The organism is Ottowia sp., from assembly GCF_047601385.1.
Classification (GTDB): Bacteria; Pseudomonadota; Gammaproteobacteria; order Burkholderiales; family Burkholderiaceae_C; genus Ottowia.
The window spans coordinates 1,142,672-1,157,188 of the sequence record NZ_JASGJP010000001.1; the positions used below are offsets into that span (position 1 = coordinate 1,142,672).

14 protein-coding genes and 2 tRNA genes are annotated in these 14,517 nt (G+C 65.2%); 4 read left to right on the forward strand and 12 right to left on the reverse strand.

Going from position 1 to position 14,517, the window contains the following annotated elements:
• Window positions 1-46: 46 nt before the first annotated feature.
• The 3 genes from QM772_RS05530 to murI are packed head-to-tail and all read left to right on the forward strand — an operon-like array spanning window position 47 to window position 2,855.
• On the forward strand, window positions 47-1,597 hold the full coding sequence (locus QM772_RS05530; RefSeq protein ID WP_415134449.1) for a fumarate hydratase: 1,551 nt from the start codon (window positions 47-49) through the stop codon (window positions 1,595-1,597).
• Entirely contained in the window at window positions 1,597-2,019 is a 423-nt protein-coding gene (locus QM772_RS05535; RefSeq protein ID WP_415134450.1) for a GFA family protein, read from the forward strand. Before QM772_RS05530 ends, QM772_RS05535 begins: the two co-directional genes overlap by 1 nt.
• Entirely contained in the window at window positions 2,016-2,855 is an 840-nt protein-coding gene (murI, locus tag QM772_RS05540; protein WP_415139479.1) for a glutamate racemase, read from the forward strand. Before QM772_RS05535 ends, murI begins: the two co-directional genes overlap by 4 nt.
• 11 nt (window positions 2,856-2,866) lie before the next feature.
• On the opposite strand, the gene QM772_RS05545 is transcribed toward murI, so the two are convergent.
• The 9 genes from QM772_RS05545 to QM772_RS05585 all read right to left on the reverse strand — a co-directional run bounded on the left by QM772_RS05545 (window position 2,867) and on the right by QM772_RS05585 (window position 10,155).
• The gene (locus QM772_RS05545) at window positions 2,867-3,490 is read right to left on the reverse strand and encodes a DUF6806 family protein (protein ID WP_415134451.1); all 624 of its coding nucleotides are present in this window, start codon (window positions 3,488-3,490) and stop codon (window positions 2,867-2,869) included.
• Between the two features lie 14 nt (window positions 3,491-3,504).
• Window positions 3,505-3,597: transfer RNA gene (locus QM772_RS05550), tRNA-Leu, on the reverse strand.
• Window positions 3,598-3,672: 75 nt separating this feature from the next.
• Window positions 3,673-3,746: transfer RNA gene (locus QM772_RS05555), tRNA-Cys, on the reverse strand.
• A gap of 159 nt (window positions 3,747-3,905) precedes the next feature.
• On the reverse strand, window positions 3,906-4,910 hold the full coding sequence (locus tag QM772_RS05560; RefSeq protein WP_415134452.1) for a Bug family tripartite tricarboxylate transporter substrate binding protein: 1,005 nt from the start codon (window positions 4,908-4,910) through the stop codon (window positions 3,906-3,908).
• A gap of 147 nt (window positions 4,911-5,057) precedes the next feature.
• Window positions 5,058-6,287: a CaiB/BaiF CoA transferase family protein gene (locus QM772_RS05565; protein WP_415134453.1), complete on the reverse strand. Its 1,230-nt coding sequence runs from the start codon at window positions 6,285-6,287 to the stop codon at window positions 5,058-5,060.
• 651 nt (window positions 6,288-6,938) lie between these two features.
• On the reverse strand, window positions 6,939-7,955 hold the full coding sequence (locus QM772_RS05570) for a nucleotidyl transferase AbiEii/AbiGii toxin family protein (protein WP_415134454.1): 1,017 nt from the start codon (window positions 7,953-7,955) through the stop codon (window positions 6,939-6,941).
• Window positions 7,948-8,559 carry a DUF6088 family protein gene (locus QM772_RS05575; RefSeq protein WP_415134455.1) on the reverse strand — a complete coding sequence of 204 codons (612 nt, stop codon included), beginning with the start codon at window positions 8,557-8,559 and terminating at the stop codon, window positions 7,948-7,950. The genes QM772_RS05570 and QM772_RS05575 overlap by 8 nt, the downstream gene beginning before the upstream one ends.
• Before the next feature lie 321 nt (window positions 8,560-8,880).
• The gene (locus tag QM772_RS05580; RefSeq protein WP_415134456.1) at window positions 8,881-9,501 is read right to left on the reverse strand and encodes an integrase; all 621 of its coding nucleotides are present in this window, start codon (window positions 9,499-9,501) and stop codon (window positions 8,881-8,883) included.
• A gap of 180 nt (window positions 9,502-9,681) precedes the next feature.
• Window positions 9,682-10,155, reverse strand: coding sequence for an Arm DNA-binding domain-containing protein (locus QM772_RS05585; RefSeq protein WP_415134457.1), 474 nt, complete (start codon window positions 10,153-10,155; stop codon window positions 9,682-9,684).
• Between the two features lie 140 nt (window positions 10,156-10,295).
• On the opposite strand from QM772_RS05585, the gene QM772_RS05590 reads away from it, so the two are divergent.
• Window positions 10,296-11,276: an IS5 family transposase gene (locus tag QM772_RS05590; RefSeq protein WP_415133009.1), complete on the forward strand. Its 981-nt coding sequence runs from the start codon at window positions 10,296-10,298 to the stop codon at window positions 11,274-11,276.
• 788 nt (window positions 11,277-12,064) lie between these two features.
• Here QM772_RS05590 and QM772_RS05595 read toward each other — a convergent pair.
• From QM772_RS05595 to QM772_RS05605, 3 genes are all read right to left on the reverse strand, one after another.
• On the reverse strand, window positions 12,065-12,919 hold the full coding sequence (locus QM772_RS05595) for a nucleotidyl transferase AbiEii/AbiGii toxin family protein (protein WP_415134458.1): 855 nt from the start codon (window positions 12,917-12,919) through the stop codon (window positions 12,065-12,067).
• Complete coding sequence (locus tag QM772_RS05600; protein ID WP_415134459.1) at window positions 12,916-13,728, reverse strand: type IV toxin-antitoxin system AbiEi family antitoxin domain-containing protein; 813 nt, start codon at window positions 13,726-13,728, stop codon at window positions 12,916-12,918. Before QM772_RS05600 ends, QM772_RS05595 begins: the two co-directional genes overlap by 4 nt.
• A gap of 291 nt (window positions 13,729-14,019) precedes the next feature.
• Complete coding sequence (locus QM772_RS05605) at window positions 14,020-14,271, reverse strand: hypothetical protein (protein ID WP_415134460.1); 252 nt, start codon at window positions 14,269-14,271, stop codon at window positions 14,020-14,022.
• Between the last annotated feature and the right edge of the window lie 246 nt (window positions 14,272-14,517).

Here is a 14,517-nt window from a genome sequence, read left to right on the forward strand (position 1 = left end):
GACTGAATCGCATTTGAGGGCAGCCATCCGCCCACGAAGGAAAACCATGACCACGATCCAGCAAGACGACCTGATCGAATCGATCGCCGCGGCCCTGCAATACATCAGCTACTACCACCCGGCCGACTACATCGCCCACCTGGCCCGCGCCTACGAGCGCGAGCAGAGCGCGGCGGCCAAGGACGCGATGGCGCAGATCCTCACCAACAGCAAGATGAGCGCCACCGGCCACCGCCCCATCTGCCAGGACACGGGCATCGTCAACGTCTTCCTCAAGGTGGGCATGGACGTGCGCTGGAGCGGCTTCACCGGCAGCCTGGAAGACGCCATCAACGAAGGCGTGCGCCGCGGCTACAACCACCCCGACAACACGCTGCGCGCCAGCGTGGTGGCCGACCCGCAGTTCGCCCGCAAGAACACCAGGGACAACACGCCCGCGGTGGTCTTCACCGAGATCGTGCCCGGCAGCGCGGTGGATGTCACCGTCGCGGCCAAGGGCGGCGGCAGCGAGAACAAGAGCAAGATGGTGATGCTCAACCCCAGCGACAGCGTGGTCGACTGGGTGCTGAAGACGGTGCCGACCATGGGCGCCGGCTGGTGCCCGCCCGGCATGCTGGGCATCGGCATCGGCGGCACGGCCGAGAAGGCGGTGCTGATGGCCAAGGAGTCGCTGATGGACGACCTGGACATGTACGAGCTGCAAGCCAAGGCCAGCAAGGGCGAGAAGCTCACGCAGGTCGAGGAACTGCGCCTGGAGCTGTACCAGAAGGTCAACGCCCTGGGCATCGGCGCGCAGGGCCTGGGCGGGCTGACCACGGTGCTCGACGTCAAGATCAAGATGCACCCCACGCACGCCGCCAGCAAGCCGGTGGCGATGATCCCCAACTGCGCCGCCACGCGGCACGCGCACTTCGTGCTCGACGGCAGCGGCCCCGCGTACCTGACGCCGCCCAGCCTGGACCTGTGGCCCAAGGTGGACTGGGCGCCCGATACGCAGAAGAGCCAGCGCGTCAACCTGGACACGCTGACCAAGGAGGAAGTCGCCAGCTGGAAGCCCGGCCAGACCCTGCTGCTGAACGGCCGGATGCTCACCGGCCGCGACGCCGCGCACAAGCGCATCCAGGACATGCTGGCCAGGGGCGAGACGCTGCCGGTCGATTTCACCAACCGCGTCATCTACTACGTCGGCCCGGTCGATCCGGTGAAAGACGAGGCCGTCGGCCCCGCCGGCCCGACCACCGCCACGCGCATGGACAAGTTCACCGACATGATGCTGTCGCAGACCGGCCTGATCGCCATGATCGGCAAGGCCGAGCGCGGCCCCACCGCCATCGAGGCGATCCAGAAGCACAAGAGCGCCTACCTGATGGCCGTGGGCGGCGCCGCCTACCTGGTCAGCAAGGCCATCAAGACCGCCAAGGTGGTCGGCTTCGAGGACCTGGGCATGGAAGCCATCTACGAGTTCGACGTGGTGGACATGCCGGTGACGGTGGCGGTGGACGCCGGCGGCACCAGCGCGCACGTCACCGGCCCGGCCGAGTGGAGCAAGCGCATCGCCAGCGGCGAGTTCAAGGGCATCGAGGTCGCCACCGCCTGATGGCGTCGGCTCCCACGGCCCCCGCCGCGCTGCATGGCAGCTGTCTGTGCGGTGGCGTGCGCTACGCCTATCGGGGCGCGATCGACGAAATCTCGATGTGCCACTGCACCCAGTGCCAGAAGGCGCAGGGCTCGGCCTTCGTGGCCGTGGCGCCGATCGCGCGCGCGCACTTCGAGCTGCTGGCCGGCGCTGATCTGCTGCAGGAATACCGCGCCACGCCGAACAAGGCGCGCGTGTTCTGCCGCTGCTGCGGCAGCCCGCTCTACAGCGTGCGCGATGACCTGCCCGATGCCTTGCGGCTGCGCGTGGGCACGCTGGATACGCCCATCACACCTGTGTACCGCCACCACAAGTTCACGCGCTACAAGGCGCCGTGGTTCGACATCGGCGATGGCCTGCCGCGGGAGCCCGAGAATTGCTGAGCACCGCGGCGGCCAGCGCCGACAACACGCCGGGCGCGGCCGATCGGCCCTCGCGCCCCATCGGCGTGTTCGACAGCGGCGTCGGCGGCCTGAGCGTGCTGAAGGCGCTGCGCGAGGCCCTGCCGCACGAGCGCTTCGTCTACTACGCGGACACCGCCCATGCGCCCTACGGCGAGCGCGGTGACGCCTACGTGCTGGCGCGCTCACAGGCGGTCGCACGCGAGCTGGTCGAGGGCCACGGTGCCAAAGCGCTGGTGGTGGCCTGCAACACCGCCACCGCCGCCGCCATCCACGTGCTGCGCGCCACCTGGCCCGATCTGCCCATCGTCGGCCTGGAGCCGGCCCTCAAGCCCGCCGTGGCGGCCACCCGCACCGGCTGCATCGGCGTGCTGGCCACGCGCGGCACGCTGGCCAGCCGCAAGTTCCAGGCGCTGCACGCCGCCCTGGCCGGCCAGGCGCGCTTCGTGCTGCAACCCTGCGACGGCCTCGCGGCCGCCATCGAGCGCCTGGATACTCCTGAAATCGTAGCTGCCAGCGCTCGCTGGACGGTCGCTATCGGCCGATTTGGCTCAGAACCCGGGCAGATCGACACCTTGGTACTGGGCTGCACGCACTACCCGCTGGTCAGCCCGCAGATCGCAGCGCTGGTGGGGCCGCAGGTGACCTTGATCGACTCCGGCGAAGCCGTGGCGCGGCAGACCGAGCGCGTGCTGCGCGCGGCCGGCCTGCTGCGCCCGCCCCAGCAGGCCGACGACTGTGTACGTCTGCACGCCAGCGGCAGCACCGCTACCCTGCGGTATGCAGCCCGGCATTGGCTGGGCACTGCGGTCGTCTGACCCCAGGCCGGTCAGTGCAGGTGACGCGGCCGGCGCCCGCCGCCGTGCCCCGGCGTGCCGCCGCCCGGGCTGCGCGGCTTGCCGAGTTCGAGCGAGCTGGTGAGCGCGTCGAAGCGGCCGGTGAACAGCTTGTCGATCTCGGCCACCACGCCGCCCAGCTCGGCGCCGTCGAAGTGGCGCTCCATCAGCGCCACCACGTCCTCCACCAGCAGGTTGCGCTGCGCCTGCATGATGGCCTCCGGCGTCGGGCCGACGAACAGCAGCACGAAGTCGTCGCGGGCCTCGCGGCCCTCGTCCTCGTCGTCCTCGTCGAAGTCGGCGTCGTAGAAGGTCACCTCGATCTGCGAGCCCTCGGCCGAGAGCTCGTTGAGGTTCATGCACAGGTCGTCGAGCTGGTGACGGAAGTCGTCCTCGCCCTGCAAGGTCCAGCACATCTGCAGCAGGTGCTCGCGCGGGTCGAAGCGGATGCCCGGCTCGTCCTCGTACAGGCTGGCGGCGCCGTCGGCCAGCGAGCGGGCGCCGGCGTACTTCCAGAGGGGTTTGAGGGCATCCTGGAGGGCGTCGAAGCCGACGTCCTCGCGCAGTTTCACGTCGCCATGCACGTGAATCTCGAACGCTGCATCTTCATGATTCATGGCTGTTCCTTCACTGGTGCCCCGGGCCGGGCTCGAACCGGCACGCTCCCTTGCGGGAAAGCGGCGGATTTTAAGTCCGCTGTGTCTACCAGTTTCACCACCGGGGCGGAACGTGCATTGTCGCAGGGACGCGCCGCAGCCGGCGCTCGGCCAGGCGACGGGGATGGGGTAGGCGGGGTAAGTGGAGGCGCGATCCGGAGTCGAACCGGACTGGACGGATTTGCAATCCGTTGCATAACCGCTTTGCTATCGCGCCGAAGAGAGCACCGACGGAAAAGGGAAGCGGCTGCTTCCCTTTCATGTATCCGCTGGGGTGATCAGCAAAGCTTTGGATTGTAGCCGCGATTGCGCACCCCGGGGCAGGACGCAGCCCTGAAGCGCCGAGAGCGGCCAGCCCGCCGGCCGCCTCGACGGCTTACTCCGCCGCGATGCCCTTGTCGCGGATCAACTGGCCCCACTTGCCATAGTCCTGCGCGATGCGTTCGCCGAAAGCCGCCGGCGCCAGGAAGTGCGCGAAGGCGCCGGCCCCCGCCATCTTGTCCTGCACCTGCTTGTCGGCCAGGATCTGCTGCACCTCGCCCGCCAAACGGTCCACGACGGCCTTGGGCGTGCCCGGCGGCGCCACGATACCGCCCCACGACACGGCTTCGTAGCCCTTGAAACCCTGCTCCGCGATGGTTTTCACCCCCGGCAGCAGATCCAGGCGCTGCGCCGTGCTCAGGGCGATGGCCCGCAGCTTGCCCCCCTGGATGTGCGGCAGCGCGGCGATCAGGTCGGAAAACATCACGGGCACCTGCCCGCCAATGGTGTCGGTGATGGCGGGCGCGCTGCCCTTGTAGGGCACGTGCTGCATGTCGAACCCGCCCACCTGCTTGAGCATTTCCATGCTCAGGTGGGCAAAGCTGCCGTTGCCCGCGCTGGTGTAGTTCATCGGCGCCTTCTGCGCCTTGGCGTGCGCGACGAGCTTGGGCAGGTCGGTCACGTCGGGCAGTACCCTGGGATTGACCACGATGACGAGCGGCAGGTCGTATGCCAGGGCCACGGGGGCGAAGTCCTTCGTGGGGTCGTAGCCGGTCTTCTTGTACAGGTGCGGCGCCAGCAGCGTGGGCGTGGCCAGGGTCATCAGCGTGTAGCCGTCGGGCGCGGTCTTGGCGATCTGCGTGGCCGCGATCGAGCCCGAGGCACCGGCGCGGTTGTCCACGATGACGGATTGCTTCAAGCGCTCGCCCAGCCTCTGCGCCACGATGCGCGAAGCCGTGTCGGTCGGCCCGCCCGCCGGGAACGGCACAACGAGCTTGACCACCTTGTCTGGCCACGCCGCCTGGGCAAAAGTGCTACCGGCCGCACCGGCCCACAGTGGAATGGCGGCCATGGCCAGGACAGTGCGCCGCGTAGCGCCCGCAGTGTGTTGCGCTTGCATGAAAGTCTCCTACAGGTCGGTTTTGAAACGTCCGCCGCCCCCCGACCAAACCAGGCGCCGGATCGGAAACCCCAAGAAACCGTTTTCTTAACAAATCGGCCTCCAGCGCCCGCCCAGCAAGCGCAAAAAGCTATCATTAATGAAGCATCACCCGGTCGTCGGCAGCGTCAGCACACCTTGCTCGCTCAGGGACTGGAGTTGCTCGTCGCTCATGGCCAGCAGCTTTTGCAGCACCTCGCGCGTGCCCTCGCCCAGCGTGGGGGGGGCGTTGCGGATGGGCAGGCGCCGGCCGTCCAGCCGGTAGGGCGGCGCAAACACCGGCGTGGTGCCTGTGACGGGGTGCGGCATGTCCTGCACCAGTTGGCCGCGCCGCGTGCGCTCGCAGGTCAGCGCATCGTGCAGGCCCGCCACCCTGCCGCAGGGGATGCCCGCGGCCGTCATGCGATGGAGCAGCAGCTCGCGCGGGAAGGAGCGGATCAATCCGCTGAGCAGCGGCACGAGTTCCGCGCGGTTATGCGAGCGGTTGACGTTGGTGGAAAAGCGCGGATCCTCCACGATGTCGGGCCGCTCGACGACCTGGCGGCAGAACTTGTCGAACTGGCTGTTGTTGCCCACGGCGATGATGAGCGGACCGTCCGCCGCCTCGAACATGCCATAGGGCACGATGGAAGGATGGGCGTTGCCGTAACGCTCAGGGTCGTGCCCGAGCTTGAGCGCATCGAGCCCGTAGTAGCCCGTGACCATCAGGCCGCAATCGTACAGCGCCATCTCGATCAGCCGGCCCCGGCCGGTGCGCTGGCGCTGGAACAGCGCGGCCAGCACGGCCTGCGCGGCATACATGCCGGTCATCAGATCGACCACGGCCACACCGAACTTTAGCGGCGGCGTATTGGCCTCGCCGTTCAGCGCCATCAGCCCCGCCTCGCCCTGGATCACGAGGTCGTAGCCGGGCCGCTTGGCCTCGGGACCGCTGCTGTCGTAGCCGGCGACCGCGCAATAGATCAGGTCGGACCGCAAGGCCCTGAGCTGCTCGTAGCCCAGGCCCAGCTTCTCGGCGCCGCCGGTCTTGAAGTTGTGGATCACCACGTCGCATTGCGGCAGCAGCTCGTGCACGATGCGCAGCGCCTCGGCGCTTTGCAGGTCGAGCGTGACCGACCGCTTACTGCGGTTCATGCTGTTGTAGTAGGTGGTTTCGGTCTTGCCGACGCGGATGCCCCAGTCCCGCGTGTCGTCCCCGCGCGCCGGGTGTTCGATCTTGATGACCTCGGCGCCAAAGTCGGCCAGCACCTGTCCGCACAGCGGTCCGGCGAACACGCGAGAGAGATCGAGTACGCGCACGCCTTCAAGGGGCAAATCCACTGCTTGGGAAGCTGTCATGCTGAGTCTCTTTCTGATTGGAATTCGCTGCCCGGCGCTGGCGCGAAGCGGATGACGCCGGCCCCACGCTTGCCGAGGAAAGCATCCGGGCCCCGCCCGACGCTCCGGTTTACCGCGACAGCACGCATGCGGCGTGCCTTGCAGTTTAGCAATGGCTTGGCCGGGAACGACCAGGCATCTCTCCCTGCTGGCATGACTCAATGAATCATGCAATAGCCAATCGGTGACACCCGCATCTGCTCGCTGCCCGCAGCCGGCGTTGCGCAGGTTGGGGGGGCGCCTGAAGCGAGGTGGCTGAGGGTCTCTTGCGATGCGCCCCGCGCTAGGGCATCAGCAAACAGGCCTTTAAAAGGCTGGCTGCAAATGGACATGCCCGGGCTTCGATGGACAACCCCAATGAAAAAAAGGAGCCGAAGCTCCTTTTTCTGCGCTCCATGGCTCTCAGTGGAACTCCATGGACGCTATCCGTTGGAGCGGGAAAAGAGTCATGCACTAGGGCACTAAGTCGTTGATTCCAAGCTCTTTCTTCGCCGAGGTAGCCAGCGAAGACCTTGATTGTAGCCTTATTTTTTTTCGCCCTCGACGGTAGAACTGTCCATCGACTTCCAAGGACATCCAACGAGCGTCTATCTATCGGCCGCGAGCCGCGGCTCATCCTTGGCGATTGATCTCGCTCTCCAACATGGTCAGGCGCTCGACGATGCGATCGAAGACCAAGGTCTCGCCGTAGAACATCTGGGCGTCCAGCATGGCCTGGTAGTCCTGCTGCAACGCATTAAGCAACGCGGCATCGGGAATCAACCGCAGGCCACCCGTCTGGCACAGCTCGTAGTGGCTGAACCCGCTGCGGTAGAAGGTCTCCTTGATGCGCAGCACGTCACGCAGCAACTCGGTATCGGCCAGTGCCCTGCGCCCCACTTCGTGATCGGCCAGGCGCGCCAGGTCATACCAATGCCGCGACAGCCGCTCGGCGCCAGCACGCAGATCAGGACGATGGCACTCGACATGGATCAGCGTGGCTTTCTCCCAGAACGTTCGCATCGGTGACAGCACCGCCACCTGGGCAGTCGGGAACGCCAGCCCCGGCACGTGGACGGCCACATCCGGCACGATCGTCATGGTGTCCTGCGGCAGCGTGGCGTTGCGCCCGCCAAATTCGAGCAAGACGCTCGGCCGCAGGTAGGCATCCGTGTTCTCCACCGCGCTCGGGTAGTACAGCCAGAGCTTCTCCGCGTCGTCGCTGACTTCGATGGTGACTTCATGCGCGGGGAGCGCTTGCGCCAGCGCTTGTCGCAGGGCCGGCACCAGTTCCTCGGTGACGTGCTTCACCAAAGCCACCTTGAGCGCATCGGACAGCTTCTTGCGCTGGGTGTTGGAAAGGCTTGCAAGGTCAGGCACATCGGCCACGAGACTCCGGTAGTCGATGGTGACGTCGATGTCCTCGGAGAAACGTTCGATGGCCTGATAGACCTTGGACAGCGACGTGCCACCCTTGAACGCCATCGGCTTGCGAATCGGCAGCGCGAACAAGACACCCAGTACCTGGCACAGCCAGATGTCTTTTTCCAGAATTTCAGCGCGGCGGCCCAGCACCGGTGCCAAACCATGCAACAACTCGGCCTGCTCAGCCAGGGACAAATCGAAGTAGTGCGCCGTGGATTCAGGCATGGGCCGGTTCGCTTCGCTCGTAGCGGGCCAGGGCTTCCACCATCCAGGCCGGCATCGACGCCTTGGCTCCGCTCAGCGCCTCGAACTCGCCCGCCGGCAGTTTCTTCGCGATCTGCTTGAACGTGTCCGGTGTGACCTGGCTGCGCCCCAGGTACCAGAGGGCCGACAGTGCCTGCCCCGCAGGCCGACCGGCCAGCGCCAGTTTGCGCGGCGCCACGTGCTGCAGTCGGACGACCAGTTTGCCCAGCCGGAGCTGGTGCGAGGAGCCTGTGGTCTGAAAAACCGCCTGTGCCGGCATCTGTGTCGTCAGCCCCAGGCGCCGTGCGGCTTCCGCCCCATGAACCTCGATCATCGCCCCTTCCGCCTCGGCCACGGTTCGCGCCACCTGCTCGGGCGCAGGCATCGACTTGATACCGAATCGCCCGGCCTTGGGCACGATATACAGGCCATGACCAATGCGCTCAACGCTACCCGCCTTGGCCAGCCGCATCAAGGCCTGATCGATGGCCGCGCGCGAACCCAGCCCCGCGAACAACGCGGGGGTGAAAGGCTCGCCCGCGGGTTGCGAGGCGATGCGTTCACGGATGGCTTGGGACGTGCTCATGGATGAATTGATCTTGGTTGTTAGATATTTTAATGAAAAATCTAACAATGTGCCATCCACCTATACAGGACGATACGGGACATTTGGCTCTTGCCAAGCTCTCCGGCACGACCGATCCGCGTATTGAAGCCGCTTCGTTGCGGAGAGCCAGGGAGGCTGAGTTGCATGCTTCTGCGGTGCCTCCTCCCATGTTGGAGTCATGACGACTCGCCAGTTCGATCCATGCTGGCTCAACCGGGGGCGAGTCTTCCGCGAGTGCCAACCGTCCCCAGAACGGAGCACCGGATGGTCTCTATCAACGGACTGGCTCTAGACCCTGCCTCAGTGAACGCCCAGGACGTTGAATACGGCCAAGGCCACATCGTCGATCGAGCCATCGGTCACGGCCTCAACGGGTGAGCGTCCGCCCAGGCCTTCGAGCGGTTCAGACAATGCACGGTACAGCGTCCAGGAGTCGATCCCTTTAGCCTCCTGCAGCACAGCCTGCGTCAACTGCTGCTTCACCGGATCGAGCTGCCAGTCGGGCAGCTTCTGGCCACGCGAGCCCGCGTTCAGCGCCAGCAGCCTGCGGGCAACGATGTCCTTGTAGATCTGCTGGTACGACTTGTTCGCCAGCCGCGCAAACTCGGATAGCGGCAGGTTGTGCGGCTGGCCAAAGGCTGCCAACTGCGTGGCGCGGCCGCGCTGGATAGGGGTGTCTCCCGGCACCCAGCGCATGCCGGAGCGCAGGGCTGCAGCCCTGCGAGCCAAGGACGGCTCCCCCACCGGGGTTTTCAGGGCGGCGGGAAGCTCCACCGCCTCCACGCGCTCGCGCACAAACGCCTGCAATTGAGCCACAAAGCCTCCGACATCCCGGATATCAACGACAGCGGAGAAGCGCTGAGCGTCATGCGCCGTGACTGGCGGCAGATGGCCGATGATGAATTCAAGGGTCTTGCTCATGATCGTCAGATTGACTGCTGCAACTTGCTTGCCAGGGCCAAGCGTTCCTGCTTTCCTTTCCAGTGGATCTCCGGATACGCGGCCTGGGTAGGCTGGGCCAAACCAGCACCCGCACATCGGGCCTTGTGTGCAAGCCTGGCTCACCGCGACTTCTGCTCGATCGCCATGTCAGCATGGATTTCAACCATGCCTTCGCCCAGGGGCCCAACATAGGCATCGCTGATGCAGCAGCTCAAGGGCCTGAACTGCTCCTACATGTACTGGTTGCTGACGGGCAATTCGGTATCGACGCTGCTGTCCTTGTTGACGACAACAGAAGGCCAGACTCGATGCTCCTGTGACGGAGACCCCCTGGAACTGCCGGTCTCCCGCCAGACGCTTCACCAGAACTTCCTGCCGGCGACGCTTGAGAGGATGAATGCCTTGCGCCACACAGGCCCGGGACTCCTCCCGCCGAACCCGCGCTTCTTTCAGACTGATCTCGGGGTACCTGCCCAGCGCCATGCGCTGCTGCTTGCCCAACCAGGAGTAGCGGAAGTACCAGTTCTTGCCGCCACTGGGCGTCACGCACAAACCGAGGCCACGGCCATCGCTGAGCGTGTAGTTCTTGTCCTTCGGACGGGCCTGTCGGACTGCAATATCCGTGAGCGGCATGGGATCCCTCCTCCTTTCGTGGACGGGAACCAGGATCGCATCGTACCCCTTCAGCCCCAGCGCAGCCCCTAGGGATGCTCTTCACGAATCAGTCACTCGCGTGCTTGGTGGAATCTGCCCGGTGAGCGAACATGCGCCTCATGCAGCAAGACAGCCTTGGCCTTGGCACCAGCACCCGCCGCACACGCAAGCGCGAGTTCCTGGATCAGATGAATCGCGTCATCCCGTGGGTCGAGTTGGTTTGCCTGATCGAGCCCTACGCCCCCGAAGCCGGCCGGCGCGGCCAGCAGCCCTTTGGCGTCGAAGTGCTGCTGCGCATCCACTTCCTGCAGCAGTGGTTCAACCTGTCGGACCCGGCCATGGAAGAAGCACTGCACGACGTGCCCGTGTTTCGCGATTTCGCGCTCCTGAGCAACTGGGGCGACGCACTGCCCAGCGATTCGAGCATCCTGCGCTTTCGTCGCCTTCTGGAGCAACACAAGTTGGCCGATCAGATCCTGGCCACCGTCAACGACCTGCTCAGCGGCCGGGGCCTGCTCCTGAAGGCCGGCACCGTGGTGGATGCCACGCTCATTGCCGCACCCAGTTCGACCAAGAACAAGAACGGCGCCCGAGACCCCGAGATGCACCAGAGCAAGAAGGGCAACCAGTACTACTTCGGCATGAAGGGACACATCGGGGTGGATGCCGAGTCGGGGCTGGTGCACACCGTGCGCGGCACGGCCGGCAACGTCAGCGACGTGCTCGAGGGCAACAGCCTGCTGCATGGCCAGGAAGAGGTGGCCTTCGGGGATGCGGGCTACCAGGGGGTGGCCAAGCGCCCCGATGCGAACGCGAAAGTGACCTGGCATGTGGCGCTGGGCCCGGGCAAGCGCCGGGCGCTGGATGTGGACAACAACCCCATCGACGCGCTCACGCACAGGATCGAGAAGCTCAAGGCCAGCGTTCGGGCCAAGGTGGAGCACCCGTTTCGGGTGATCAAGCGCCAGTTCGGCCATGTGAAGGTGCGCTATCGGGGGCTGGCCAAGAACACGGCTCAACTCAAGACGCTGTTTGCGCTGAGCAATCTGTGGATGGTGCGCCACGTGCTGATGGGACAGGTGCGCCCGCAGCAGGGATGAAGGGCCCAAAGTGCCTGCCAGGAGCGTGTGCAAGCGCTCAAAACAGGCTGCCAGCGCATTCATTCGGCTCAGCGGCGCGCAAGCGATGAAATTTCCCACCGCCTCAGCACATCAGCACGCTCGCATGGGATTGGTGAAGAGCATCCCTAGGTGTACTGCCTTGGTACGGGGTAAATTGTGGCCTTAAAACAGGACTAAAAAAGGCTGGCTGTGGGTGGATGTCCCTGGATCTCGGTGGACGCTTCGGCCACCAAACAGCCATGAAAAAAGGAGCCGAAGCTCCTTTTTCTGCGCTCCATGGCTCTCAGTGGAACTCCATGGACGCTATCCGTTGGAGCGGGAAAAGAGTCATGCACTAGGGCACTAAGTCGTTGATTCCAAGCTCTTTCTTCGCCGAGGTAGCCAGCGAAGACCTTGATTGTAGCCTTATTTTTCACCCTCGACGGCAGAACTGTCCAGCGACTTCCAAGGACGTCCTCGGCGCGACGCAGCGCGGGGACGTGTGCAACGTGGTGGCGGCCCGACTGGTGGATCTGACGCCGCTGCTGGGGCGGCTGGCCGAGGCGACGAACAAGAGCCGGGATTTCGCAGGCAGCAGCGTCTGCACAGGGAATACGGCAACGCCTCGTTCGCATTCCCGGCCGGCCACACCGCGACACGCGGCCATGGCAATGGCAACGGCAACGGCAACGGCATCACGGTAGACGAACCGCGATCAGCCCCGGAGGCCACGCATGCCGTGATCCACGCTTGCGGTGGGCATGGCGGCGCTGTTGCTGTCGCCTGCGCTATGGCAGGTGACGGAAATACGCCTCGCGCACGATCTCGCCCGCCCGGTCCACGTCGAAGGCCGGCAGCCCGGGCCGCAGCAGCGTGTCCATGTCATGGCGAAAGCCCGCCTTGTCCAGGCGCGCGTCCAGGTGCGCGTTGGCTTCCTGGGCGCTGAAATGCGTGCCTTCCTTCTCCAGATACCAGACGAACGCCTGCATGGCCTTGGCCCCATCGACGGCATAGGGCGTGCTGCCGGCCTCGCTCAGTTGCCAGGCATGGGCCAGGTCGAACAGGTCGCGCCCTTGTTCGCGCTGCATCAGCGCACGCGTCTTCGTGCCCAGCATCTCGTTGATGTCGTAGGAGCGCGCCATAGCCTGCACGGGATCGCCGTCCTCATTGAGCACGTCCAGCGCCACATCGACCAGCGGATAGAGGGATGCGCTTTCGTTGAGGTTGACCTCCACCTTGATGGTTTCCTCGCGTTGCAGGCCCAGCGGCACGAACTTGTAGGCGGTGCGCAGGATCTTGGAGGGCCGCAGCACGTTGCGGATCACCAGCCAGGCATCGGCGATCAACGAATCGCTCGGACGGCCCAGCACCGGCGCCAGCACCCGGCGCAGGTGGCGATCCAGCGTGTCGGTGTCCATGGCCTTGACCAGCACCAGGTCGATGTCCTCCGAATACCTCGCCGCGGGCGCCAGATGAGCCTTGTGCAGCACCGTGCCGCCACGCATCGCCAGGTGCTCGCGCAGCACCTCGTCGCTGAAGATGGCCGCCACGCCGCGCGACAGCCGCAAGTCCTGCTCGATCTGGCTGCGCTTGGGCCAAGGGGCCTGGGCCTGCCAGGCCGTCAGGTGGGTTTGCTGCATCATGAGTTCGCTCCCTGCTGGGGCGGAACCCAGACCTTGAAATCCGTATCCGTGTGGCCGTCGCGTTCGTTCCCCGGGGGCAGCGCACCTTCGAGTGCGATCAGCCGCGTCGGCCTGTCTCGCAGCCAATCCGACAGCGGCGCCCGCAAGCCAGCCTGGTCGTCCAGTGTCAGGAGCGCGCCGAGCCGCTGGGCCACCGGCACGCTCTGCATGGCGTCCAGCGCCAGGATCAGGCCTTGCGGCGTGCAGTGCGGCCAGAGCGCGCGCAGGACTTCCCGCACCCGCACCATGCCGCCGAGCATGCTCTCGCGCTGGATCAGGTCGAGCGTGGTCAACTCGGGCGTGCTGACCTTGAAGCGGCCATCGGCGCTCTCGTGCCAGCGGGTCGGCATCGCTTCGATGCGCGAGCAGGCATGGAAAACGAGTTCGTGCCGGCCCACAGTGACCGGGCGGCGATTGTTCTCCACCATCACCTGCGTGACCATGACCGCATAAGGTGAGGCGCCATAGGTTTCCGCCGCGCTGAGCAGCCCGACGTAGTACGGCGTGCCCAGGGTCTTGCGCAGCCAGGGATCGAGCCAGGTCTCCAGCGGCGGGCTGCCCGTGCTCGCGTGCTGAAGCGGCACGATCAGCCAGTGATCCGAGCCACGGGACAGGCGAACCAGCCGCCCGGCGCGCTGCTGGCGGTACAACGCCTTGCGCAGCGCTTCGGGACTGGCGCCGGGCAACTTGGTGCGCAGTTCTTCGCCACGCACGTTCAGCTTGCCCATGCGCTCACAGGCGTTCAGGACATCCGAAAGGTGTTGGGGCATGGCTCCGCCAGGGATTTGCAGTTGACTTGCGTAATGTACCATTTTTTGTCCCATAACGCAATCCAACTGCAAATCCAAGCGGCAAACCAGGCTGATTCCCCGCCTGCCGCGCGCTGGCTTCGCCATGAGCCCGGACGGTACGCGGGTCACGCCCGCACCGCCTCGGTAAAACCGGGCAGCGCCCAGTTCGCATTCCTGGCTGACCAGACCTCGGGGCGCGGCCAAGGTATCGGCATCGCAACAGAAAAGCCGATGCCATGCCCACACTCCACCCATACCGGCGACCACCGCTCAGTGCCGGCTTGCTGGTCGCAGCCCTGGCCAGCGGCTGATCTCCCTCTCCAACGCGGTCAGGCGCTCGACGATGCGATCGAAGACCAAGGTCTCGCCGTAGAACATCTGGGCATCCAGCATGGTCTGGTAGTCTCGTTGCAGCGCATTGAGCAATGCCGCATCAGGAATCGATCGCAGGCTATCGGTTTGATGCCGAACCGCCCGGCCTTGGCTCGGCCTTGTCTGGTCTTCGTAGGCTTGGACTCGCAATTTCTTGCTCGCCTGCCTTGCAGCAGGGGTTCAGAGCACGTGTGGCAGTTGATTTCGGCAGGCGGCCACCATCACGGCGATCATGAAGTCCCCGATGCCTCGATCTGGAACAATCCCCTAATAAAATCTAGATGCATACTACGTCCTAAGGACGTAGTATGCATCTAGATTAAATAGTCATCAAACTCCACTCCTTGACATTCTAATTAATGGCCATTATCCTATACGTCCTTAGGACGTATAGGA